At 65.6% G+C, this 23993-nt stretch carries 21 protein-coding genes and 1 riboswitch; of the genes, 12 read left to right on the top strand and 9 right to left on the bottom strand.

Annotated features, from left to right (window positions below; all coding sequences use genetic code 11):
• Nucleotides 1-33: 33 nt before the first annotated feature.
• From cobJ to cobG, 4 genes are read right to left on the bottom strand one after another with little or no spacing between them, the layout of a single operon-like run.
• Nucleotides 34-1863 carry a precorrin-3B C(17)-methyltransferase gene (gene cobJ / locus VSR68_RS22335; RefSeq protein ID WP_342941916.1) on the bottom strand — a complete coding sequence of 610 codons (1830 nt, stop codon included), beginning with the start codon at nt 1861-1863 and terminating at the stop codon, nt 34-36.
• Nucleotides 1851-2609 (bottom strand): precorrin-2 C(20)-methyltransferase, encoded by a 759-nt coding sequence (locus VSR68_RS22330; protein ID WP_342942017.1) that lies wholly within the window; start codon nt 2607-2609, stop codon nt 1851-1853. The genes cobJ and VSR68_RS22330 overlap by 13 nt, the downstream gene beginning before the upstream one ends.
• Nucleotides 2609-3235 carry a precorrin-8X methylmutase gene (locus VSR68_RS22325; protein ID WP_342941915.1) on the bottom strand — a complete coding sequence of 209 codons (627 nt, stop codon included), beginning with the start codon at nt 3233-3235 and terminating at the stop codon, nt 2609-2611. Before VSR68_RS22325 ends, VSR68_RS22330 begins: the two co-directional genes overlap by 1 nt.
• Nucleotides 3228-4634 carry a precorrin-3B synthase gene (gene cobG, locus VSR68_RS22320; protein WP_342941914.1) on the bottom strand — a complete coding sequence of 469 codons (1407 nt, stop codon included), beginning with the start codon at nt 4632-4634 and terminating at the stop codon, nt 3228-3230. The genes VSR68_RS22325 and cobG overlap by 8 nt, the downstream gene beginning before the upstream one ends.
• An 89-nt stretch (nt 4635-4723) precedes the next feature.
• Nucleotides 4724-4898, bottom strand: a riboswitch (cobalamin riboswitch).
• Between the two features lie 90 nt (nt 4899-4988).
• On the opposite strand from cobG, the gene cbiE reads away from it, so the two are divergent.
• From cbiE to cobM, 4 genes are read left to right on the top strand one after another with little or no spacing between them, the layout of a single operon-like run.
• On the top strand, nt 4989-6209 hold the full coding sequence (gene cbiE, locus VSR68_RS22315) for a precorrin-6y C5,15-methyltransferase (decarboxylating) subunit CbiE (protein ID WP_342941913.1): 1221 nt from the start codon (nt 4989-4991) through the stop codon (nt 6207-6209).
• A complete protein-coding gene (locus tag VSR68_RS22310; protein ID WP_342941912.1) occupies nt 6209-7300 on the top strand; it encodes a cobalt-precorrin-5B (C(1))-methyltransferase in 1092 nt (363 codons plus the stop codon). Before cbiE ends, VSR68_RS22310 begins: the two co-directional genes overlap by 1 nt.
• Nucleotides 7297-8040, top strand: coding sequence for a cobalt-precorrin-6A reductase (locus VSR68_RS22305; RefSeq protein WP_342941911.1), 744 nt, complete (start codon nt 7297-7299; stop codon nt 8038-8040). The genes VSR68_RS22310 and VSR68_RS22305 overlap by 4 nt, the downstream gene beginning before the upstream one ends.
• Nucleotide 8041: 1 nt before the next feature.
• Nucleotides 8042-8770: a precorrin-4 C(11)-methyltransferase gene (gene cobM, locus VSR68_RS22300; protein ID WP_342941910.1), complete on the top strand. Its 729-nt coding sequence runs from the start codon at nt 8042-8044 to the stop codon at nt 8768-8770.
• 55 nt (nt 8771-8825) lie between these two features.
• Here cobM and VSR68_RS22295 read toward each other — a convergent pair whose 3' ends face one another.
• Nucleotides 8826-10298, bottom strand: coding sequence for a sodium:solute symporter (locus VSR68_RS22295; RefSeq protein ID WP_342941909.1), 1473 nt, complete (start codon nt 10296-10298; stop codon nt 8826-8828).
• Entirely contained in the window at nt 10295-10507 is a 213-nt protein-coding gene (locus VSR68_RS22290; protein ID WP_342941908.1) for a DUF3311 domain-containing protein, read from the bottom strand. Before VSR68_RS22290 ends, VSR68_RS22295 begins: the two co-directional genes overlap by 4 nt.
• A 324-nt stretch (nt 10508-10831) precedes the next feature.
• On the opposite strand from VSR68_RS22290, the gene VSR68_RS22285 reads away from it, so the two are divergent.
• The 3 genes from VSR68_RS22285 to VSR68_RS22275 all read left to right on the top strand — a co-directional run bounded on the left by VSR68_RS22285 (nt 10832) and on the right by VSR68_RS22275 (nt 14889).
• Complete coding sequence (locus VSR68_RS22285; RefSeq protein ID WP_342941907.1) at nt 10832-11497, top strand: MarC family protein; 666 nt, start codon at nt 10832-10834, stop codon at nt 11495-11497.
• A 113-nt stretch (nt 11498-11610) separates the two neighbouring features.
• Nucleotides 11611-12444 (top strand): class II glutamine amidotransferase, encoded by an 834-nt coding sequence (locus VSR68_RS22280; protein ID WP_342941906.1) that lies wholly within the window; start codon nt 11611-11613, stop codon nt 12442-12444.
• An 84-nt stretch (nt 12445-12528) separates the two neighbouring features.
• Nucleotides 12529-14889 carry a putative bifunctional diguanylate cyclase/phosphodiesterase gene (locus VSR68_RS22275; protein ID WP_342941905.1) on the top strand — a complete coding sequence of 787 codons (2361 nt, stop codon included), beginning with the start codon at nt 12529-12531 and terminating at the stop codon, nt 14887-14889.
• Nucleotides 14890-15032: 143 nt separating this feature from the next.
• Here VSR68_RS22275 and VSR68_RS22270 read toward each other — a convergent pair whose 3' ends face one another.
• Together VSR68_RS22270 and VSR68_RS22265 are read right to left on the bottom strand one after the other, a co-directional pair.
• The gene (locus VSR68_RS22270) at nt 15033-15683 is read right to left on the bottom strand and encodes a LysE family translocator (protein ID WP_342941904.1); all 651 of its coding nucleotides are present in this window, start codon (nt 15681-15683) and stop codon (nt 15033-15035) included.
• A 152-nt stretch (nt 15684-15835) separates the two neighbouring features.
• Nucleotides 15836-16615, bottom strand: a complete 780-nt coding sequence (locus VSR68_RS22265) for a glutathione S-transferase family protein (RefSeq protein ID WP_342941903.1) — start codon at nt 16613-16615, stop codon at nt 15836-15838.
• A 364-nt stretch (nt 16616-16979) separates the two neighbouring features.
• Between VSR68_RS22265 and VSR68_RS22260 the strand changes: the two genes are divergently transcribed.
• Both VSR68_RS22260 and VSR68_RS22255 read left to right on the top strand, forming a co-directional pair.
• Nucleotides 16980-17147, top strand: a complete 168-nt coding sequence (locus VSR68_RS22260; RefSeq protein WP_342941902.1) for a hypothetical protein — start codon at nt 16980-16982, stop codon at nt 17145-17147.
• Between the two features lie 2 nt (nt 17148-17149).
• Complete coding sequence (locus tag VSR68_RS22255) at nt 17150-17338, top strand: hypothetical protein (protein WP_342941901.1); 189 nt, start codon at nt 17150-17152, stop codon at nt 17336-17338.
• A gap of 122 nt (nt 17339-17460) precedes the next feature.
• Here VSR68_RS22255 and VSR68_RS22250 read toward each other — a convergent pair whose 3' ends face one another.
• Nucleotides 17461-18366: a 2-hydroxy-3-oxopropionate reductase gene (locus tag VSR68_RS22250; RefSeq protein ID WP_342941900.1), complete on the bottom strand. Its 906-nt coding sequence runs from the start codon at nt 18364-18366 to the stop codon at nt 17461-17463.
• Nucleotides 18367-18786: 420 nt separating this feature from the next.
• Here VSR68_RS22250 and VSR68_RS22245 point away from each other — a divergent pair, with 420 nt between their 5' ends.
• The 3 genes from VSR68_RS22245 to VSR68_RS22235 all read left to right on the top strand — a co-directional run bounded on the left by VSR68_RS22245 (nt 18787) and on the right by VSR68_RS22235 (nt 23990).
• Nucleotides 18787-20082 carry an MFS transporter gene (locus VSR68_RS22245; protein ID WP_342941899.1) on the top strand — a complete coding sequence of 432 codons (1296 nt, stop codon included), beginning with the start codon at nt 18787-18789 and terminating at the stop codon, nt 20080-20082.
• Nucleotides 20083-20105: 23 nt separating this feature from the next.
• Complete coding sequence (locus VSR68_RS22240; protein ID WP_342941898.1) at nt 20106-22628, top strand: glycoside hydrolase family 31 protein; 2523 nt, start codon at nt 20106-20108, stop codon at nt 22626-22628.
• A 177-nt stretch (nt 22629-22805) separates the two neighbouring features.
• Nucleotides 22806-23990: a porin gene (locus VSR68_RS22235; RefSeq protein ID WP_342941897.1), complete on the top strand. Its 1185-nt coding sequence runs from the start codon at nt 22806-22808 to the stop codon at nt 23988-23990.
• Nucleotides 23991-23993 lie beyond the last annotated feature (3 nt).

Genomic DNA, 23993 nt, shown 5'->3' with positions numbered 1-23993 from the left:
ATCGGATCGGGAACGCCCCCGATTTAAACCGATTTAAACGTTAAAATCGGCGCTTTTATACCAGCGTGGCGTATAAACCCATTCGCGGGCCTTGTCGGCGGGGCGAAAGGCGCGCGTCATCGACGAACCGATTATCACCATCGTCCGCATGTCGACGTCGGCGGATTTCAGTTCGGCGAGTGTCGTGGTTTTGAGCGCCGCGCCCGGACGGCCAATATCGCGGCCGAGCACGACGACCGTCGCCGGTTCGCGAAAATCGCGCACGATTTCAAGCGCCTTGTCGAGCTGCCACGGACGCGCGCGTGAAATCGGGTTATAGAACGCCATCACGAGATCGGCTTCGGCGGCATGCCGCAAACGCGTTTCGATGACGGGCCACGGTTTCAGATTGTCGGACAGCGACAGCATGCAAAAGTCGTGGCCGAGCGGCGCGCCCGCCTGCGCGGCAGTGGCGAGCGCGGCGGACACGCCGGGCACGATCTCCAGCTCGACGGCGGCCCATGCCGGGTCACGCGCGTCGTCGAGCGCTTCGAGCACGGCGGCCGCCATCGCGAACACGCCCGGATCGCCCGACGACACCATCGCGACACGCCGCCCCGCGCTCGCCAGTTCGAACGCGTGACGGGCGCGCTGCATTTCCTCGCGATTGTCGGTGCCGTGCACGCGCTGGTCCGCGCGAAACGGGCCGGCCATCTTCACGTAGGTCTCATAGCCGAGGATGTCGGTGGCCTGCGCGAGCGCCGCGCGCGCGGCGGGCACCATCAGCGACGCATCGCCGGGGCCGAGCCCGATCACGCTCAGCTTGCCGCGCGCGCGGCCGACCGTCGCGGGATCGACGGGCGCGTGCGCGATCGCGAATGCGATGGGCGCGCGGTTGCCGTCGCCAAGTGTTTTGTGCGGCACGCGCAAGGTCTTGCCGAGCAGCCGGGCGGGATCGGACGGAGCATCGTCGTCGGCAAAGCGCAATGGAATCTGCAACGCGTCGGCGGCCTGCTGAAGCGCCGGATCGCCGATGCGGGCCGCGGGTGCGAGCAGCACGGCGAGCGCCGGCGCGGCAAGGCCGCGCTCGCGCGCCGCTTCGAGTATGTGTTCGTGCAGCGCTTCGTTGCGTTCGTTGCGTTCGTCAGGTTCGTCGCGTTCGTCACGCACATCGCGTACATCGCGCTCCTCGCCGATCGCGACGACGACGCTGCGCGGATGAATGACCAGTTCGTCCGTCGCGCCGCTCCATACAAGTGGCGTCACACGGATCGCGCGCCGCGCATCTTCGGCACGCGGCAGTTGCACGTCGTCGAGCCACGGTGCGTCGCCCTCGACACGCGTCGCTTCGCCCGCCAGCAGATCGGACACGAAGCGCTTGCCCTGATCGATGCTCGCGAGCGTGTAGCCATCGGGCGGATTCAGCACGCAGGTGCCGAAGCGCAGCTCGCCGCTCGTCGTGATCGCGGGCTTTACATCGAGCGCTGCCGCGATCTCGCGCGCCATCGCGTTGACGCCCGACAGACCGCCGAGCAGTGGCACGACGGCGCTGCCATCCTCGGCGACGGCGAGCACGGGCGGCTCGCTGCCCTTGTTCGCAAGCAGCGGCGCGATGCAGCGGATCACGATGCCCGCCGCACACAACGCGACGATCGGGGTGCCGCTCGCGTACAGCTCGCGAAGATGCGCAGCGAGTTCGGTGAAGGCGACGTCCACATCGGCATCGGCGACGCGTCCTTGCAGGCCATGCACGCTCGCGCCGGAGTAGGTGGACAGCCCAGCGGACTGCACAGTGGACTGCACTGCGGACTGCACTCGCCGCGCCGTCGCCAGCGCGCCGACGCCGAGTATCACGATCGCGGGCGGTGTCGTCATCCTTGCCATTTTTCCCCCGGCACCACGAGCAGCGAGAAATAGGGCGACGCCATCGGATCGACCTCCGCGAGCGGCACGATGCGCTGGTTCGCCATCGTCGCGCGTTCGACGTAGAGCGCGCGGTCCGCGAGTCCGAGCTCGTCGAGCACGCGGCGCACCTTGTCGAAATTGCGGCCGAGCTTCATCACGACGGCGGCATCGGCATCGGCGAGACGGCGCTTGAGTTCGTCCTCGGGCAGCACGCCCGACAGCACGGAGAGCGTCTGGTTGCGATACACGAGCGGCTGGCCGAGCACGGCGACGCCGCCGAGCATCGAGCACACGCCGGGCACCACTTCCGCGTCGAAGCGCGGCGACAGCCGGTTCGCGAGCCGGTCGTGCAGATACATGTAAGAGCCGTAGAAGAACGGATCGCCTTCGCAAATCACGGCCACGTCGCGGCCCGCGTCGAGGTGAGCCGCAACCACTTCCGCTGCCGTGTCGTAGAAGTCCGCGATGATCGCTTCGTACGACAGCGGCGGTTCGAGCGCTTCCGTCGTCACCGGGTAGACGAGCGGCAACTGCTGCTGCTCGCTCGACAGATGCGACTCGATGATCGAGAACGCATTGCCTTTCTTGCCCTTCGCGACGAAGTACGCGACCACGTGAGCCGACTTCAGCAGACGCAGCGCCTTCACCGTGATCAGCTCGGGATCGCCGGGACCGACGCCTAGCCCGAAGAGACGTCCGCGCGTGCCGTTCGCCTGTTCCGCCATCATTCTTCCTCCGATGCGAGCGCGTTCACGGCGGCCGCCGCCATCGCGCTGCCGCCGCGCCGGCCTTGCACGGCGACGAACGGCACGCCTCGGCTGTCGGCGGCGAGCATCGCCTTCGATTCCGCCGCGCCGACGAAGCCGACCGGGAAGCCGAGAATCAGCGCGGGGCGGGGCGCGCCCGCGTCGAGCATGTCGAGCAGATAGAAGAGCGACGTCGGCGCATTGCCGATCGCGACGACGCTGCCTTCCAGTTGCGGCCGCCACAGTTCGAGCGCAGCCGCCGAGCGCGTGTTGTCCAGCTCGCGCGCGAGCGCGGGCACGCGTGGATCGGCGAGCGTGCAGATCACTTCGTTGTGCGCGGGCAGGCGCGCTCGCGTGATGCCTTCGGCGACCATGCGCGCGTCGCAGAGAATGGGCGCGCCGTTTGCCAGCGCAGTGCGGCCGGCACGTCCTGCGCCTTCCGAAAAGCGCAGGTCGCCGACGATATCGACCATGCCGCACGCGTGGATCACGCGCACGGCGAGTTTTTCGAGGTCGGCGGGAATGCGCGACAGGTCGGCTTCCGCGCGTATCGTCGCGAACGACTGGCGATAGATGGCTTGTCCGTCGCGGAGGTAGTCAGGCATCGAATGGCTCGTCAAGAGGTGGGATCGGTGGAAGCGCGGCATGGTCCAGCATGCCGGCGGCTTCGTCGATCGTCAGACCGCGCGCGAGACAGCGGCCGAAGCCCGTCGGATCGCGCGGGTCGCGGGTGTGGTACAGGTCGTAGCGGCCGGGCGCGACGGCGAGCAGCGTAGAAGGCGCGCGATGCGCGGCCGCGCATGAACGCGGGCAGCCGCTCAGATGGACGTGCGCATCAGCAGGCAGGCACGCGGCGAGCTTCGATGCGTCGGCTTTCGTATCGGCGAGACTCTTCGCGCAGCCTGCCGAGCCCGCGCACGCGATCACGCGGGTCAGCGGATTCCGCGCGTCGCACGCGAGGCCGAGCGCTTCCAGGGCCTGCAACGCAGGCGTGACGCGTGCCGCGTCGATATCGGTCAGCAGCACGCCTTGCCACGGCGTCATGCGCAGCGTCGCGCCGTCGTTGTCTTCCACGAGCCGCGCGAGGCCGCGCAGCGTCGCGCTGTTCATGCGTCCGAGCACGGGCTGCCCACCCACATGCGATCGGCGTTCGTCGCGCTGCCGGTGTGCGCCGAGCCGCAGTGACGGATCGGCGGGCGCGCGGCGCCATCGTTCGATCGACGCATCGCGCAGCGGCGCGATACCCGTCTTGCTTTCGACATGCGTCAGCACGCGCTCGACGGATTGCACGGCAAGCAGGTCGCGCATGCGTGTGTGTTCGGGCGCGGCGAGATCGAGAAACGCGTTCACGAGCGCGTGCGTCAGCGCGGCGACGTTCGAAGCCGCGACGGCTGCGACCGCGCCGGCGTGTTTTTCTTCGACAGGCGGGCAGCCCGCGAGGCCGAAGGCGAACAGCACGTCGTCGCGCCTGGGATCGCGCATCGCTGAAAGCCAGATGTCGTGTGGATGATCGAGCATCGCGAGACGTTCGCCGCCATCCAGCAGCAGCGCGAATTTCGGCGACAGCGCCGCGAAGCGCTCATCGCTTTGCAGTCGAGCGAGGATGCCGTCGGCAATCGCGGATGTGTCGATCAATGCGCCCGCATCGCGGCCCGCCGACGGACTGACCATCACGTTGCGCACATCGTCGGCGAACGCATGCGTGGTGTCTTGTGGACCCGAAGGCCCGAGTCCCGCGTAAAGCAGCGCCGCAATCAGCGGCTCTTCATGATCGCGCTTCACGCCGCGCAATTGCAGATTCGCGCGATTCGTGATGTCGACGATGCCGCAAGCGTGTTCGTCGATTGCATCGGCGATCGACAACGCCTGCGCGGCGCTCAGCTCGCCGCGCGCGAGCTTCACGCGGCAGATGCCGCCGTCGAGCGCGGGCACGATGCGCAACAGCCCCGGACAGGCCGAAGGGCGCAAGCGGCTAGCGTCGGACGAAAGGTCAGCGTGGCTCAAGACGTCACCGGGTTAGCGTCGCGCGACGGCCCCGGGCATCTCGAACGGAGAGCGGCTCGGCATCGGTACACCCCGCCCGATGTTGGCTGGCACGAACAGGTTGGCCGGCAGGTTTCCTGACTAGCAGTTCATCATCCACGCCGGCCTTCCCGGTGACACCAGTGGCGCAAATTGGCGTGGACTCGCTGCATACAGTTGCGGGGGCAGTCACGACGACGTGTTCCCTCTTAGGCCCCGAAAGGCACCGGCGAGCGGGTATTATGCCTTTTTTCGAACAGCACAACGATGTCGCGGCCCTTGAATGGGGCTCGCCGCAGCGTTATCTGCAATCCGATATCCGATGAGGAAAGATGCATGCCGGCCTGGCTGACCGTGGTGGGAATGGGCGATGACGGTTTTGCCGGTCTGGGAAAGGCGGCGCGGCGCGCGCTGATCGACGCGTCGGTGATCTACGGCGGCGAGCGCCATCTGGCGATGCTGCCCGTCTGCCTGTCCGCGCGGCGCGAACCGTGGCCGCGTCCGTTCGATATCGAAGCGGTGCTCGCGCAGCGCAACGCACGCGATGCGCACGATGCGCGCGTATGCGTGCTCGCGAGCGGCGATCCGATGTTCTACGGCGTCGGCGCGACGCTTGCGCGCCATCTTCCCGCCGACGAATTGCGCGTGCTGCCCGCGCCGTCGTCCGTGTCGCTGGCTGCCGCGCGGCTGGGCTGGGCGTTGCAGGACGTCGCGACGGTGTCGCTCGTCGGGCGGCCGCTCGCCGCGTTGCACGTGCATCTGCACGACGGCGCGCGCGTGTTCGTGCTGAGCGCCGATGGCGCGACGCCTGCCGCCGTCGCCGCGCGGCTCGCCGAGCGCGGCTTCGGCGCGACACGCATGGTCGTGTTGGAACATCTGGGCGGCGCGTCCGAACGTGTGATCGACGCGCGCGCCGCGTCGTGGCAAATGAATGAAACGGCAGCACTGAACGTCATCGCGCTCGAATGCCGGCGCGACGCATCGGCGCCTCAGCCTGCGCTCACGCCCGGACTGCCCGACGACGCCTATCGCCACGACGGCCAACTGACCAAGCGCGACATTCGCGCGCTGACGCTCGGCCGGCTCGCGCCCGCGCCCGGTGAACTGCTATGGGACGTCGGCGCGGGCTGCGGATCGATCGGCATCGAATGGATGCGCGCGCACCCGACATGCCGCGCGATCGCGATCGAAGCGAACAGCGAGCGTCAGCGCTTCATCGAGCACAATCGCGACGCGCTCGGCGTGCCGGCATTGCAATTGATCGCGGGCAGCGCGCCCGATGCGTTGCAGGGCCTGCCCGAACCGGACGCGATTTTCATCGGCGGCGGCGTGACGGCCGATGGCGTGCTCGACGCGTGCTGGCGCGCGCTGAAAAGCGGCGGCCGGCTGGTCGCGAACGCCGTCACGCTCGAAGGTGAAGCGGCGCTCGCCGCGTGGCGCGCGCGGCACGGCGGCACGCTCACGCGCATCGCGCTGGCCGACGCGCAGCCGCTCGGCGGCTTCGAGACGTGGCGTCCCGCGCTTCCCATCACGCTACTCGACACCCGCAAACCGTGATGCGCGACGAGACACCCGAACAACCCGCGCCGCTGCGCAGCGGCTACACGACGGGAAGCTGCGCGACGGCGACCTCGCTGGCGGCGGCGCGCCTGCTCCTCACGGGCATCGCCAGCGACGTCGCGGACATCGTCTTGCCGAAGGGCCAGCACGTGCCGATGAAGCTCGTGTTCTGCCGCCTGACGGAAGGCGGCGCGGAGGCGGGCACCGTGAAGGACGCGGGCGACGATCCGGACGTCACGCACGGCGCCGTCGTGTTCGCGCGCGTGCGTCTGAGCGACACGCCGGGCGTGCGCTTTCATGCGGCGCCGGGCGTCGGCACGGTGACGCGCGCAGGCCTCACGCTTGCCGTCGGCGAGCCGGCGATCAACCCCGTGCCGCGCCAGATGATGACCGATCATCTCGCCGAACTCGCCGCCGAGCACGGCTACGCGGGCGGCTTTGAAGTGGCGATCGGCGTCGAGAACGGCGAGGCGCTCGCGCAAAAGACGATGAACCCGCGCCTCGGCATCGTCGGCGGGCTGTCGATACTCGGCACCACGGGCATCGTGCGGCCGTTCTCGTGCTCGGCGTATATCGCGTCGATTCATCAGGGCATCGATGTCGCGCGTGCGAACGGCTACACGCATATCGCCGCATGCACGGGCAACGCGAGCGAAGACGCGATGCGCGCGTACTATCAGCTGCCCGAGATCGCGCTGATCGAAATGGGCGACTTCGCGGGCGCCGTGCTCAAGCATCTGAAGCGCGCGCCCGTCGACACGCTCAGCATGTGCGGCGGCTTCGGCAAGCTGAGCAAGCTGGCGGCAGGGCATCTCGATCTGCATAGCCGCAACTCGAGCATCGACTTGCCTCGACTCGCCGCGTGGTCCGCGGAGCACGACGCCAGCGACGCCGCGTTGCAGGCGGCGATCGTCGGCGCGAATACGAGCCAGGAGGCGCTTGCGATGGCGCTCGACAAGGGCGTGCCGCTCGGCGACATCGTGTGCGCGCGTGCGCGCGACGTCGCGCGCGAGATCGTGCCAGCCACTGTGGCCGTCGAGATGTTCGCGATCGACCGCAAGGGCAACATCGTCGGAGCGGCGCGATGAAGCGCGTGCTCTTGCTCGGCGGCACGGGCGACGCGTTGCAGATCGCGCGTCAGCTCGGGCCTCGACATGTCTATAGCCTCGCGGGGCTCGGACGCGTGCCCGAAAGCCTGGCATGCGCGGTGCGCGTCGGCGGATATGGCGGAAGCGTTGGTCTTGCGCGCTTTATCGTCGATGAAGGCATCGGCCTCGTGATCGACGCGACGCATCCGTACGCCGCGCGGATCAGCGCGAACGCGGCGGCTGCGTGCCGCGACACGAACGTGCCGCGATGGGCGTTGCGCCGCGCGGGCTGGACGCCGCAAGCGGGCGACGACTGGCGCATGGTCGACGACTGGAACGGGATCGTCGACGCGATACGTCCGTTCAAGCGCGTGCTGTTCACATCGGGCCGCGAACCGCTAGCGCATCTCGACGAGATTCCCACGCATCAGTTCTGGCTCGTGCGTTGCCTCGACGCGCATCCGGGCAACGAGCGCGCGCGCATCATCGATGCGCGCGGCCCGTTCGATATCGACGGCGAGCGCGCGTTGTTCGCGCTGAACGCGATCGACGTGCTCGTGACCAAGAACAGCGGCGGCGACGCAACGCGCGCAAAGCTCGATGTCGCGCGCGAACGGAAAGTGCCCGTCGTCATGACGCGGCGTCCGTTGCTGCCCGAACTTGGCGGTGCGTTCGATCGCGAATTCGACAGCCCGCAGCAGGTGCTGCGCGCATTGAACGAAGAAGAGGGAGTGCAGTGAAATGACGGTGTTTTTTATCGGCGCGGGGCCGGGCGACCCCGAACTGATCACGGTGAAAGGGCAGCGCCTCGTGCGCACGTGTCCCGTGATCCTGTACGCAGGATCGCTCGTGCCGCAAGCCGTGCTGAGCGGCAACGCCGCCGAAAAAGTGGTGAACACGGCCGAGCTCGATCTCGATGCGATCGTCGCGTTGCTCGCCGACGCGCACGCGAAAGGCCAGGACGTCGCGCGCGTGCATTCCGGCGATCCTTCGCTGTATGGCGCGATCGGCGAGCAGATCCGGCGCTTGCGCGCGCTCGGCATTCCGTACGAGATCGTGCCGGGCGTCACGGCGACGGCCGCGTGCGCGGCGGCGCTCGGCGTCGAGCTGACGTTGCCCGACGTATCGCAGACGCTGATCCTCACGCGCTACGCGCGCAAGACGTCGATGCCCGAAGGCGAGCAGCTGGGCGATCTTGCACGGCATCGCGCGTCGATGGCGATTCATCTGGGCGTGCGCCATCTCGCGCGCATCGTGGACGAACTGACGCCGCACTACGGCAGCGATTGCCCCGTCGCGGTGATCTATCGCGCGAGCTGGCCGGATGAGGAGAAGGTGACGGGCACGCTCGCCGATATCGTCGCGAAGGTGGAGGCGACGGATATCGAGCGAACCGCGCTGATACTCGTCGGCCGCGTGCTCGATGCCGAGCATTTCGCGGAATCGACGCTGTATTCGAAGGAAGGCTGAATCATGCGTCGGGCCCGATGCGCGCCTGCAACGGCGCGCATCGGGCCCGCCAACATCAGTGCGCGTGCGACCGTTCCGCTTGCGGCTGCGGCTGCGTCAACGCGCTGACGATCGCGAGCACGACCACGTTCAGCGCCAGTGCGAGGAAGCCGATGTTGACGTCCTTCAGCGCATCCGGCAGGAACGGCATCATCTGGCCGACGCTCATGTGGAAGAGCGTCGTCACGGCGACCACGGCCACGCCGACCACGATCCCGCAGAACGCGCCTTGCTTCGTCGCGCGATTGCGCGGCGCGATGCTGCAGATCACAGCCGGGAACAGTTGCGTGACGAAGTTGTAGCCCATCAGCAGCAACGCGACGATCGTCTCGCCTCCATGCAGCGTGAAGAGTACGGCGACGAGCGCGACGACGGGCACGAAGATCCGCGCGAGCTTCGTGACCGTTTCATCGGTGGCGTTGCGCTGCACGAGACCGCGATAGACGTCGTTGGCGAGCAATGTCGAGGCCGTCGTCAGGATCATCGAGCCGGGCACGAGCGCCGTCAGCACGCCCGCCGCGCCGATCACGCCGACGAACCACGGATCGAACGTCTGCAGCGACAGCTTGAAGAGCGACAGGTCGATGTCGCCGCCCTTGAGCCCAGGCACCTTCAGCGCGGCCGCGAAGCCGACGAAGAACACGAACAGCAGGATCAGCTGATAGAGCGGCAGCACCATCGCGTTGCGGCGGAAGATGCGCTCGTCCTTCGCGGTGAACACCGAGCCGAACGTATGCGGCCACATGAAGAAGCCCAGCGCCGTGAGCAGCACCGTCGACTGGAACCACGTGACGCTCGAGCCTTTCTCAGGGAACGTGAGGAAGCCGGGACGCGCGGCGTCGATTGCATGGAACATCTGGCCGAGCCCGCCGTAGTAGTGCATCGGCAGATAGATGCCGAGGAACAGCACGATCGCGAGAATCAGCAGGTCCTTCGCGACCGAGTTCCACGCGGAGCCGCGCACGCCCGACACGGTCACGTAAATAGTGACGACGATCGCGCCGATCCAGATCGCCACCGACGACGAGATCGCGCCATACGAAGCCGTCGACACGATGATGCCGAGCCCCTTGAGTTGCAGCACGAGATAGGGAATCAGCGCGGCCACGTCGACGATCGCGACCAGCACGCCGAGCGCATGGCTGTCGTACTTGCGCGTGAAGAAGTGCGGCTGCGACACGAGCCGGTGCGCCTTCGCGAAGCGCCACACGGGCGGGAGCATCCAGTACGACAGCACATACGCGAGCGTGCCGTACGCAAGGATGTAGTAGACGGGCGCGCCCTTGCCATACGCGAAGCCGCTTCCCCCGAGGAACGTGAACGTCGTGTAGATCTCGCCCGCCATCAGCAGGAACACGAACGCGGTGCCGAAGCTGCGGCCGCCGACCGTCCATTGTTCGAGGCTCATGTCGTGTCCGTGCCGCGCACGGACGCCGAGATAGAGCGCAAATAGCGTGATCGCGGCGATGATGACGAGTGCGCTGCTCATGAACGCACCTCCTCGCCGGCGGACGTGTGCCGGTTGGTGGGATCGAGCCGGTAGATGATGGCCATGATGAGCGAGCTCAGCACGACCCAGGCGACGATCCATGCAAGCACGAGCGGCATGCCGAGCACGAGCGGCTCGACGCGATTGACGAACGGAACGCCGAGCAGGATGCCGATGAACGGCAGCACGGCGAGCAGACGAAATGACATGGGACAACTCCTCGGATGAGATGGAGGTGGTCGATGCGAACGTCTTTTCATGAAGCAATGATTGAAGGTGCCGCGCACCGACTGTATGCCCTTCACGGTATTCCGGTAAAGGGTGTCAAAAATGTGAAGGTCGATTGAAAGGGAGATGCGCAAACGCAATGCCCGCATGGCTTGCGTATCGCACGGCAGACATCCGCGCGGTGCTGCATTGCATGAAATTCGCGCATGGGCCGCATGCAATTTTCATTGCATTAATACGCTCTACACTGCAAGCTGCACGGTGGCGCGGCGCAAAAAACACAACCAGAATCGAGCGGGTCATCCATGATTTCAAGCCTGGTTTCGGAGGTTCTGTTTGGCTTCACGGGGTTGATCAGCATCATCAACCCCATCGCGATTGCATTCGTGTTTGTCGACCGTACCGATTCGCTGACAGAAAGCGAACGCGCCGCGCTCGCGAGGCGCGTCGCGATCAACGCGTTCATCGTGCTGCTCGTCGTGTTCTTCGTCGGCACGCCGATCCTGCATTTCTTCGGCATCTCGATGGAGGCGTTGCGTATCGGCGGCGGACTTGCCGTCGCCGTCAGCGCGTGGAATATGCTCAATGCACCGGAGAAGCAGCCGAACGAGGCCGCCGTGAAACCCGTCGATCCCGACAACGCGATGTCGAAGGCTTTCTTTCCGTTGACGGTGCCGCTGACCACGGGCCCCGGCACGATGGCGACGGCGATCGCGCTGAACGCGAACCGCAGCCACAAGGTGTCGGAGTTCCTGATGTCGTCGATCGCGTCCGTGACGATTTCGTTTTTCATCATGCTCGCGATCTGGTTCACGTATAACCACGCGACGACCTTCGCCCGTTATCTCGGCAAGGAAGGGACGAAGGTCGCATTGCGCGTGTCGGCGTTCCTGCTGCTGTGCATCGGCGTGCAGATCATCCTGACGGGGCTGTCCGAGTTTCTTGCGCCGCTTGCGCGCATGAACAACTGAGTGCAACCGGGTGCAACTGATTGCCGTGAACGCAATGGACGCAGCGGCCGGCCGCCGTGAGAGTCGCTTTCAACAGGCGCGCGCAACGACGTTTTTCATCGAGGAGACCGATCATGTGCCGCTGGCTGGCTTACAGAGGGAACCCGATACAGCTCGAAGCCGTGCTGTTCAGGGCGAAGCATTCGCTGATCGATCAGAGTCTGCATTCGCGCTTCGGACAGACGACGACCAACGGCGACGGCTTCGGTGTCGGCTGGTACGGCTCGCCGGCCGAACCGCCGTTTCGCTATCGTTGCGCGCAGCCCGCATGGAGCGACCGCAACCTGCGCGACGCCGCGCGCGCCGTGCACGCGCCGATGTTCGTCGCGCATATCCGCGCGGCCACGGACACCCCATCGCAGGAAACCAACTGTCATCCGTTCCGCTACGGGCGATGGCTCTTCGTGCATAACGGCCTCGTGCGCGATTACCCGAAAGTGCGGCGCGACCTGATGCTCGGCATCGATCCCGATCTGTTCGCGTCGATCGAAGGCTCGACCGATTCCGAAGTCATGTTCTATCTCGCGCTGACGTTCGGCCTCGAAATCGATCCCGTGCGGGCGCTGGAGCGCATGGCGCGGTTCGTCGAAGAGACGGGGCAGCGGCACGGCGTCGAAGCGCCGTTGAACATGACCGTCTGCGCGACCGATGGCGCGCGGATCGTCGCCGTGCGCTATTCGAGCGAGCGGCAGTCGCGCTCGCTCTATCACAGCACGTCGATCCGTCATCTGATGGAACTGTATCCCGACGATCCGCGCCTCGCGGCCGTCGGCAGCGACGCGTTTCTCGTGCTGTCGGAACCGCTCGTCGATCTCGAAGGCTTGTGGGAGGAAGTGCCCGAATCGGTCGCGATCGTCGCGAAGCTCGGCCGGATCGAAGGGCGTATCTTCAATCCGCATCGGGCGTAGCGCCTGCGGCTGTGATTGAGATGAGGGGTAAACCCGGATGCGCGGTGGGCATCTGCCTGCCGTTGTCGCGTGAGGAGTGCAACCATGAGTCGTCAAGTGACCGCAGACAGAGCGACTGACAAGCCATCCGGATGCACTCGCTACGAGCCGGATCTGGCGGCGGGCGTACTCGCGTCGGAGCAGACGGTGTTGCGCCTTCTGACGCGCAGCACGCCGCTGCCCGAACTGCTGGCGGAAGTGTGCCGGCGCGCCGAGACATTGCTGGGCGTCGGCGCCTCCTGCTCGATTCTCGTGCTCGACAGCGACGGCGTGACCGTGCGCGTCGGCGCGGCGCCGTCGCTGCCGGCGCAATTCAGCGCGTCCATCGACGGCGCGATGATTGGTCCGGCCACCGGCTCGTGCGGCACCGCGATGTTCGAGCGGCGTCTCGTCGTCGTCGACGACATCGAACACGATCCGCTGTGGGCCAACTTCCGCGATCTCGCGTTGCCGTTCGGCCTGCGCGCGTGCTGGTCGGTCCCGTTCGAAGACGATGCGGGCCATGTGCTCGGCGCATTCGGCGTCTACTACCGCGACGTGCGGCGTCCCGACGAAAGCGAACAGGAACTGCTGCGCGAGATCGGCAACAGCGTCGGCCTCGCCGTCCATCAGGACGCGATACGCAAGCGGCTCGCACAGAGCGAAGAACATCATCGGCTCGTCGTCGATCACCTGAACGAAGGCATCGTCGTGCAGTCGCGCGAAGGTATCGTGCTTGCGTGCAATCCGAGCGCGCGGCGCATGTTGCGCGCGACGGACGATGTGATCGGGCAGGGCATCTATACGGTGATGCGCGCGGCGTTCTGGGAGGACGGCTCGCACGTCGAGCCCGGCGACCGGCCGACGGAGCGCGTGCTGCGCTCCGGCAAGCCGCTCGTCGGCGTGACGCTGCGGCTCGAGCTGACATGCGGCGAATCGATCTGGGTCACGGAGAACCTCGTGCCCATCGTGAAGCCGGGCGAGACCGAGCCGGGCGCCGTGCTCATTTCGTTCAACGACATCAGCGCCGTGCGGGCCGCGCGGGCGCAATTGCAGCAGCTCGCCACGCGCGATTCGCTGACGGGCCTCTATAACCGCGCGTATCTCGCGGACAGGATGAGCGAGCGCCTGGCGCCGCGCGAGACTGGCGCGGGCCAGCCGGCTGCATCCGACGCTTTCGTGCCCGAGTCTTCCGTTCCCGAGCCTTCCGCACGTCAGCCGGCCCTGTCGAAACTGGCTGTGCTGTTCGTCGATCTCGACGGCTTCAAGAAGGTCAACGATATCGCCGGCCACGAAGCGGGCGATGCGCTGCTGCGCAGCGTCGCCGAGCGGCTGTCGGGCTGCGTGCGCGGCGAGGACACGCTTGCGCGCGTCGGCGGCGACGAGTTCGTGATCGTGACGGGCGATTATGCGGACGCGTCCTTCCTGACGGCGCTCGCGCAGCGCGTGCTCGATACGATTGCGCAACCGTTCGCGGTCGGCGGCAACGAGTACTACCTGGGCGCGTCGATCGGCATCAGTCTCTTTCCCGACGACGGACGCGATGCGCCGACGCTGATGCGCAACGCCGATTCCGCGATGTACGACGCGAAGCAGCGCGGCCGCAACAACTTCCAGTTCTTCACGGCCGAGCTGAGACAACGTCTTCAGCGGCGCTTCGCGATCGAGCAGTCGTTGCGTCGCGCGCTGCTCGCGGACGAACTGAGCCTCGCCTATCAGCCGATCGTCGAAGGGGCGACGGGGCGCATCGTCGGCGCCGAGGCGCTGCTGCGCTGGCACAACGGCGAACTGGGCAATGTGTCGCCCGCCGAGTTCATCCCCGTCGCCGAGGACACGGGGCTCATCGTCGACATCGGCCGCTGGGTGCTGGAGAACGCGTGCAGGCAGGCTGTCGAGTGGCGCGGGACGCTGATACCGCATCTGATGATCGCGGTGAACCTGTCGCCGAGGCAGATCAGCGGCGAGCTGATCGACGATGTCGGTTCGAGTCTGGAGCGCGCGGGGCTCGATCCGTCGGCGCTCGAACTGGAGATCACGGAAGGCGTGCTGATGAGCGACACCGACACCGTGATGCCGCTGCTGTCGGCGCTTGCGCGGATGGGCGTGCGCATCTCCGTCGACGATTTCGGCACCGGCTATTCATCGCTGTCGTATCTGAAGCGCTTTCCGCTGCATAGCCTGAAGGTGGACCGGTCGTTCGTCGCGGGGCTGCCCGCGCATCGCGATGCGGTGGCGATCACGCATGCCGTCGTCGCGATGGCTCACTCGCTCGGCATGAACGTGACGGCGGAAGGTGTCGAGACTTATGAGCAGTCGGCGTTCTTGCGCTCGATCGGATGCGAGCGGCAGCAAGGATATCTGTTCGGTCGGCCAGCCGCGGCGGGGGAATTCGCGCGCGAAGCGCAGCGCTTGCGAGCGGGCATTTGACGGTCGTCGTGTCGCGGTTCGTGCGTCGCTCGCTTATGAAACAGCCGGAGCAGGCGTCGTGTCGCGCGGCGTCGCGTGCTCAGGTGTTAGGGTGCTCGCGTGCTCGCGTGCTCAGGTGCTCAGGTGCTCACGTGCTCAGATGCTCACGTGCGCGACGTCAGCAGCTTGAGACCGGCGAGCCCGAATACGACGGCGAGCCCACCGTCGAGCCAGCGGCGGATCGACAGGTAGACGCGCCGCGCCAGCGGCGTCGAGAACAGCGCGGCGTAGCTGCCGAACACGAGCATGCCGATCGCGAGGCATCCGGCGACTGTCGTCAGCATGTGCGGCGCGCCGCCGTGCGTGGGCGATGCAAGCGCGACGACCGAGATCCATACGAGAATCGCCTTCGGGTTCGTCAGGTGCAGCAGCACGCCGCGCGTATAGAGCCGACGCAGCGACAGATGCGCGTTCGTCGTCTGCGTTCTGGCCGTTGTCGATTGCAGCGCCGAGCGGCCCGATTTGAACGCGAGCCACAGCAGATAGCATCCGCCGAATATCTTCAGTCCGACCATCAAACCCGAAAACGCGAGCAGCGCCGCGGATAGCCCGAGCGCCGCCAGCATCGCCCAGAAGCACGACCCGCACACGACGCCCGCCGCGAACGCGAATGCCGCCTTGCGTCCGTCCGTCGTCGCGATCGACATGATGGCGAGGTTGCTCGGCCCAGGGCTCGCCGTGCCGACGAAGTACGCGGAATACGCAAACAGCAGGTTCGCGGAGACGTTCACGGAAAGAAGCGGAATGCTGGTCATGGTCGCGCCGTAGGTGAAGGATCGGGTGATTGTCCGGGGTCCACATCGCGTGAGGAATAGACAGTTCGACGGACGTCAGGCAGGCCAGAAGAACGGGTTGCGCCGGACGGTTCTGCACAGTCGGCGCGAGGTGCAGCCTCTTCACAGCCTCTTCACGCACTCGATCCGCTCGGGCCGCCGCGCGACGCCTTCGCAAGCTCCGGCCAGCAGCGCTGCGCGATCCGCTCGTGATACGCCATCAGCGCCGGCTGCTGGGCGACGAAATCGCGTACCGGGCTTTCGAACGCGTGCATGGCCGTCGTGTGAATCCACGCGAAGCACGTCGCGTCGATTGTCGTGGCTTCGTCGCCGAGCAGATACGGCTGGTCGCCGAGCAGGTCCGCGATGGCCTGCCACGCGTCGATGCCCATTCGCACGATGTCGTCATAGCCATGCCGTGCTATGCCCTGTTCCCACGCCTGACGCAGCACCTTGCGGCGAATGATCGGTATCACCGCGGGCGCCACCGTGCCGATCAGCGCACGCGCGGGCGGCGGCGCGGTCAGCCGTGCGTATTCGATCAGGTACGGCCGGTAGATGGCCATGTTGCTGTCGACGGCCCAGCGCAAATACACGGTCACGAAATACAGATGCGTCTCCAGCAGCGCCTTGATCGCCGCCGACTGCGCGCGCTTCACGCGATCGAGCCGCGCGTCGCTCAGCGCATTCGGATGACGTCGTTGCAGATAGTCGATGATCGCCGACGAGTCGCTGACCATCACGCCGTCGATCACCGCGACGGGTAGCTTTTTCTTCGGCATCGCGTTGAGATTGCCGATCCGTCCTTCGTACGCAATGCCTGAGAATCTCAGCCACGTTTCGAGTTTCACGACGAACGGGCTGAGATCGGGTGGCATCGCGCCTGAACCGTCTCCGAACTTGTACACGATCATGAGTTTCTCCTCGTGGCGTCGTGCTTCGTGCTTTCGTGCTTTCGTGCTTTCGTGGTTGCGAATGACGATGCTTCGCCGTTGCGGCTTCAGCGCCGCGCGATTTCGGCAAAGGCCATCGCGCAGCAACGGCAATCGTACAGGGACGCGGCACGCGGTGGGGCGCTCGAAGTCGGGCATCTGGCGCATGCACGCGGCTTGCGCGCCGATGCGTGCCAACGGGCGCCAGGCATTGTTGCCTTCAGCCGAACAGAGATTCCCTGTGCATGCGATTGATGTCTTGCGCCCGCTCCATAGAATCAATATCAAGGACGCCGGTTTTTACGGCGCCACGCGATTGTGGATGCAAGCGAATACGGAGGCTCACATGGACATCATCGATGTAGCGCGGCAAGCGGGAATGACCGTCGTGCTCGAAGCGCGGATCGGGCGGCAGGAATACCACAGCGTGCATGGATCGCTCGCTGCGCTGCTGGATTTCGCCGAGCGGGTGAGGGCGATGAAGGAAGAAGGCGTGGCAGTCGAGGAGCACTGAAAATGAAAGAGCCGTCGGCGCGCGACGGCTCTTTGCTTGTTGCATGGTCTCCCGCGCTGACCGGACGATCAGCCGTTGAACAGCTCGACGACGCAGACGATTATCGTGTACAGCCCGATGCAGCCGCCCAACGCGACTGCACCTTGCATGAAACCGCCCAGATTCCGCATATAGCGCTCCTTGATTTTTGACAGGTGGCGCCAGTCTAAATCGAAAGAAAAAGAAAGGTAAAAGAAAGTTAGTTTGTGCGGAATGCGCGGTTATATATGCCGCCAGCTTGTACGACGACGTATCTCAAAAGAACGCGTGCGCGTCATTCTTTCACTTTCTGGCCGATTTCATGGTTCGCCATGATTTCGAGCGCGCGCACCATGCCCGAGTGATCCCACGCCTTGCCGCCATGCGCGGTGCATGCGTTGAACAGCATCTGACACGTCGACGTAGCCGGTAAGGGCACGCCGAGCGCCTGGCCCGTCGACAGCGCGAGATTGAGATCCTTCTGATGCAACTCGATCCGGAACCCCGGGTTGAACGTGCGTTTCGTCATCCTCTCGCCGTGTACTTCGAGAATGCGCGACGACGCGAAGCCGCCCATCAGCGCCGTCCGAACCTTTTCCGCATCGACGCCCGCCTTCGACGCGAGCAGCAGCGCTTCGCCGACCGCTTCGATCGTCGCTGCGACGATCACCTGGTTCGCGACCTTGCACACCTGGCCCGCGCCGACTTCGCCGATCAGCGAGATGTTCTTGCCCATCATGTCGAGCAGCGGCTTGACCTTGTCGAAGGTGGCTTGCGAGCCGCCGACCATGATCGTCAGCGACGCGGCCTTCGCGCCGACTTCGCCGCCCGATACGGGCGCGTCGAGATAATCCGCGCCTTTCTCGCGCACGCGGGCCGCGAAGCCGCGCGTGGCCATCGGCGAAATCGAGCTCATGTCGACGACGATCTGACCTGTGCGCAGGCGCTGCGCGACGCCGTTCTCGCCGAACAGCACGCGTTCGACGTCGGGCGTGTCGGGCACCATGATGAAGATCACGTCGGCTTGCGCGGCGACGTCGGCGGCGCTGCCGCACGCGACGACGCCCGCCTGCTTCAGTTCATCGGGCACGCCGCTGCGCGTGTACGCGGCCAGCGTGACGTTGTGCTTGCGCAGGTTTTCCGCCATCGGGCGGCCCATGATGCCGAGTCCGATAAAGCCGGCCTTGAGTGTCTGAGACATGACGTCCTCCGGATGCGTTGTTCGGGCAATGTGCGCATTCAGCTTAGCGAGCGCGGCGCCAAATGCCTATGGAACTGCGCCACCATCACGTCTTGCCGGCGATTTTCCTGAGCACCGTCCTGCGCTTTCCATGTTCGCGCGAACGCGTAAAAGAACAATCTGATGTTCGAATGAACATTGCGAGAAAACCCGAGCGTACTTCTCTTTTCACAACACAGTCGCACGGTAAATGTGCAAAACGGCCATCTGACAGGGATTCCCAGCGATTTATTCGCTGTCCTACATCGTTTTCCCTGGTATCCTACAGCCCGCCGAGTGATACGATGACCGACGATAAACGCAGATCCAATGTTCGAATTCGCGCATCGGGTCGGCGACCAGGCCGGGCGGCCCCGATCCCGGTTCGAACAGGAGACAGACTTGAAAACAATCATTGGCCTGCGTTGGTGGATCATCGCGCTCGTGTGCGCGGGGACCATCGTGAACTACCTGTCGCGCAACGCGCTCGGCGTCATGGCGCCCGAGCTGAAGACGTTGCTGCACATGAACACCCAGCAGTACTCGTATGTCGTCGGCGCGTTTCAGATCGGCTACACGATCATGCAGCCCGTCTGCGGGCTCGTGATCGATCTGATCGGGCTCCGTCTGGGTTTCGCGCTGTTCGCATGCCTGTGGTCGGCGACGGGCATGCTGCATGGCCTCGCGAGCGGCTGGCTGTCGCTCGCCGCGCTGCGCGGGCTGATGGGCTTGTCGGAAGCGGTCGCGATTCCGGCGGGCATGAAGGTGGTCGCGGAATGGTTTCCGAACCGCGAGAAGTCGGTGGCCGTCGGCTACTTCAACGCGGGCACGTCGCTCGGTTCGCTGCTCGCGCCGCCGCTCGTCGTATTCCTGTCGCTGCGCTATGGGTGGCAAAGCGCGTTCGCCGTGACGGGCGCGCTGGGTTTCGTGTGGGCGGCCGTCTGGTATCTGTTCTATCGCGGACCTGCCGATCACGCGCGGATTGGCGACTCGGAGCGCGCGGCGATCATCGAAGGGCAGACGCCCGTTGGCGCTCATGCGCAGGACAGGCGGCGCATCCGTGAAGTGCTCGGCACGCGCCGTTTCTGGGCGATCGCGCAGGCGCGCTTCTTCGCCGAGCCCGCATGGCAAACCTTCAGCTTCTGGATTCCGCTGTATCTCGCGACCGAGCGTCACATGGACCTGAAACAGATCGCGCTGTTCGCGTGGCTGCCGTTTCTCGCCGCGGACGTGGGTGGGCTGTTCGGCGGCTATCTGTCGCCGTTCCTGATGAAGCGTCTGCGCGTGCCGCTGATCTGGTCGCGCGTCGTGGGTGTCGTGCTCGGCGCGTTCATGATGATCGGCCCGGCATGCATCGGGCTCGTCGCGTCGCCGTATCAGGCCATCGCGCTCTTCTGCGTGGGCGGCTTCGCGCACCAGATGATTTCGGCGCTCGTCAACACACTGGCCGCCGACGTGTTTGAGCCCGGCGAAGTCGGCACAGCCGCGGGTTTTGCGGGCATGGCTGCGTGGATCGGTGGGCTCGGCTTCTCGCTGATGGTGGGCGCGCTCGCCGACAGGATCGGCTATACGCCGCTCTTCGGCGCGCTCGGCGCCTTCGACCTGATCGGCGCGACGCTGCTCGTCATTCTGATGCGCGGCGTGTCACGCGACGCCCGTCCGCATCGCGTCGAAAACGGCGCGGGCAGCGCGGCGTGAACTGACTGACCTGGATACACATCATGGCTACGTTGAAAAATCGACCGCGCTTTTCGGTCTCCGCGCCGGTGACTGCTTCGGGGGCGGCTTCGGGGTCGGCATTGGTGTCCGCTTCGGCGTCCGGTTCCGCGTCTGCTTCGGCGTCTCGTTCGGCGTCTGCTCCCGTTCAGCAACAAGCCGGCAACCCGATCGTCCTCGACGCCGCCGATGGCGCGCGAATCGAACTGTTCGTGCTGGCCGACGACATCATCCGCGTGCTGGTGCTGCCGAAGGGCGCGCTGCAAGGGCCGCGCACGTGGTCGATTGCGCCGGGCACCGACGATGTGCCGCTCGAAGGACGCGACAGGCGCGACATGAGCGGCTTCGCGTCCGCCGCGTTTCGTTTCGATAGCGACGCGGAGCGTGCTGTCGTCGAAACTGCGCGCGTGCGCCTGACGGTCGCGCTGGACGGCGGCTTCTGCTCGTGGGAAATCGCGCGCGACGGCATCTGGCATCACGTGATGAACGACCGAAAGACCCAAGCGTACAACTTCGGCTGGTGGGACGAGCGCGTGTATCACTACGTCGAGAGACAGCGCGGCGAAATGTACGTCGGTCTCGGCGAGCGGGCGGGCGCGCTCGATCGCGCGAACCAGAGCTACGAGATGCGCAACATCGACGCGATGGGCTACAGCGCGCGCACGACCGATCCGCTCTACAAGCACATCCCGTTCTACGTGACGTGGCAGCCGCAGACGTCGATGGGATTCGGCCTCTTTTACGACACGCTCGCCGACTGCCGATTCGACATGGGGCGCGAACTCGACAACTATCACGGGCACTACCGGCATTTCGTCGCGGAGCACGGCGATCTCGACTATTACTTCATCGCGTCGGCGGATACGCCGTTGCATGCGGTGCGCCGCTTCACATGGCTGACGGGCCGGCCCGCGTGGATGCCCAAGTGGGGGCTCGGCTATTCCGGCTCGACGATGAGCTACACCGACGCGCCCGACGCGCAGCGGCGCATGGGCGAATTCATCGAGCGCTGCCGCGAGCACGATGTGCTGTGCGATTCGTTCCATCTGTCGTCCGGCTATACGTCGATTGGCGCGAAGCGTTACGTGTTCAACTGGAATCGCGAGAAGTTTCCGGATATCGACGGCTTCGTGCAGGACTATCTGCGCGAGGGCGTGCGCCTGTGCGCGAACATCAAGCCGTGTCTGCTGCAAGACCATCCGGCATTCGACGAAGCCGCGCAAGCGGGTCTGCTGATCGAGGTACGCGACGGCGAGCCCGCGTGGGTGCAGTTCTGGGACGAAGTCGGCGCGTATCTCGACTTCACGAATCCCGCGACGATAGCCTGGTGGAAGGCGCGCGTGAAAGACAGCTTGCTGCGCCATGGCATTGCGTCGACGTGGAACGACAACAACGAGTTCGAGATCTGGACGCCGGATGCGATGGCGCACGGCTTCGGCCAGCCGTTCCCGGCACGCGAAGCCACGGTGTTGCAAACGCAATTGATGATGCGCGCGTCACGCGACGCTCAACGCGAACATGCGCCGCACGAGCGGCCGTTTCTCGTGTCGCGCTCGGGCGGCGTCGGCATGCATCGCTATGTGCAGACCTGGTCCGGCGACAACTACACGTCGTGGGAAACGCTGCGCTACAACTTGAAGATGGGCCTCGGTCTCGCGATGTCGGGCGTGTCGAACAGCGGACATGACATCGGCGGATTCTCCGGTCCCGCCCCCACACCGGAACTGCTCGTGCGCTGGGTCGGCTTCGGCATCTTTCTGCCGCGTTTCAGCATCCATTCGTGGAACGACGACGGCACCGTCAACGAACCATGGATGTATCCCGAAGTGACGAACCAGATCGCCGGTCTCATCAAGCTGCGGTATCGGCTCATTCCGTACCTGTACGAACTGCTGTGGCAATCGCACCGTTCGTACGAACCCGTGCTGCGTCCGATGTTCGCGGAATTTCCGGACGATCCGCGCTGCCTCGCCGATGGCGACGACATGATGCTCGGCGCGTCGCTGCTCGTTGCGCCTGTCGTCGAGCAAGCGCAGCGCGAGCGCGAAGTCTGGTTGCCGGCGGGCGCGCGTTGGGCGTCGTACTGGAGCGGCGAGGTATTCGATGGCGGACAAAGCGTCAGATTGCCCGCGCCGTTCGAGCAACCGGTGATGCTGCTGCGCGAAGGCTGTGTGATTCCGCTGAACATCGCGGAACAGCACTTCGCGCAACCCGCCGACGAGCGCGCGTTCATCGCGTTGCCGTTTGCGGGTGTCGGCATGGCGCAAGGCGGCTGCATAGAAGACGACGGCGAAACGCAAGCGTGGCGCGAGGGCGCGCAAGGGCGCTGGAACGTGACGATCGCCAGCGACGCCGACACGTTGCGCATCTCCGTCGAGCGCGAAGGGCAGATGCCGTTCGCGCAGCACGAGGTTCGACTCAGCGTGCCCGCGTTGGATACGCGCACGGCCCACTGTGCGAACGGCGAAGTCGTCGGCGATTCGGTCGTGGACGGCTGGCGGCGTCTGACGCTGCGGCTCGCTCAATGAATCGCGCAACGGTTCGCTCAATGAATCGCGCAACGGCTCACTCAATGAATCGCGCAACGGCTCCACTCAATGAATCGCGCAACGGTTCGCCCAGTGCGTCGCGCAACGTATCGCCCAATGAATAAACGACCGGCCTGACCCACAGGTCCTATTTGCAATCAGGGAGACTGACAAGCAATGAATACTTTGAAGCGCACGCGCACGCGTGCATTGGCCCTCTCATGCCTGCCGATTGCGGGCGCCGTGCTCTCGACGGGGGCGTTCGCGCAAAGCAGCGTCACGTTGTATGGCGTCGTCGACAACGCGTTTAGCTACGTCAGCAATCAGCGCGGCCACGCGAATTTCTACATGAGCCAGGGCAATCTGCAGGCGAGCAAGTTCGGTCTGCTAGGGGCGGAAGATATCGGCGGCGGCACGAAGGTCATCTTCCGGCTCGAAAGCGGCTTCAACTCGCTGACGGGCGCGCAAAGCAGCGCGGGCCTCATTTTCAACCGGCAAGCCTACGTCGGCGTGAGTAACGACAACTACGGCACGGTGACGCTCGGGCGCCAGTACACGCCGTACTTCAACATGGTCGGCGCGCTCGGGCCGACAGGCGTGCTGACGGGCGCAACGGGCGCGCACCCTGGCGATCTCGACGCGCTCGACACGACGCTGCGTTTCAACAACTCGATCACGTACATGTCGCCGAACATTGCCGGCCTGACCTTCGGCGCGCAATACGGGCTGGGCGGCGTGCCGGGCAGCGTCACGAGCGGCAGCAATTTCAGCGCGGCATTGCGCTACGACTATCAGGCACTTTCGGTCGCGGCGGGCTACGTGAAGCTGAAGGACATCGCGACGAGCCAGTCGCTCGGCAGCTTCGCGATCAATTCGCCCGTCAACAACGGCTATGCGACGGCGAGCAGCACGCAGATGATCGCCGCAGCCGCCCGCTATAACTTCAACGATCTGATGATCGGCGTGAACTACTCGAACGTGCAGTACGCGCCCGGCTCGCACTCGTTGTTCGCGAGCGAGGCGGTCTTCAACACGTATGGCGCGATTGCGACGTATCGCTTTACGCCGGCCGTGATCGCCGGCATCGGCTATAGCTACACGCGCGCGAGCAAGGCGAACGGCATCGACGATCCGGCGCAGTATCACCAGATTTCGCTCGAGCAGACCTACAACCTGTCGAAGCGCACGACGCTGTATGCGCTCGAAGCCTGGCAGCTGGCGCGCGGCAAATCGCGGATCGCGTCGGGCGCGGGCACGACGATCGCCGATGCCGTGGCCGTGGTCGGCGATTCGCAGAACACGACGCCGTCGTCGGGGCCGTCGCAGTTCGTCGGGATGGTGGGCATACGACACGCGTTCTGACGG

This window comes from Paraburkholderia phymatum (assembly GCF_038900715.1).
GTDB lineage: Bacteria > Pseudomonadota > Gammaproteobacteria > Burkholderiales > Burkholderiaceae > Paraburkholderia > Paraburkholderia phymatum_A.
The sequence above is the reverse complement of the archived record's forward strand: the minus strand, read 5'-3'. Positions and strand labels throughout refer to the sequence as shown.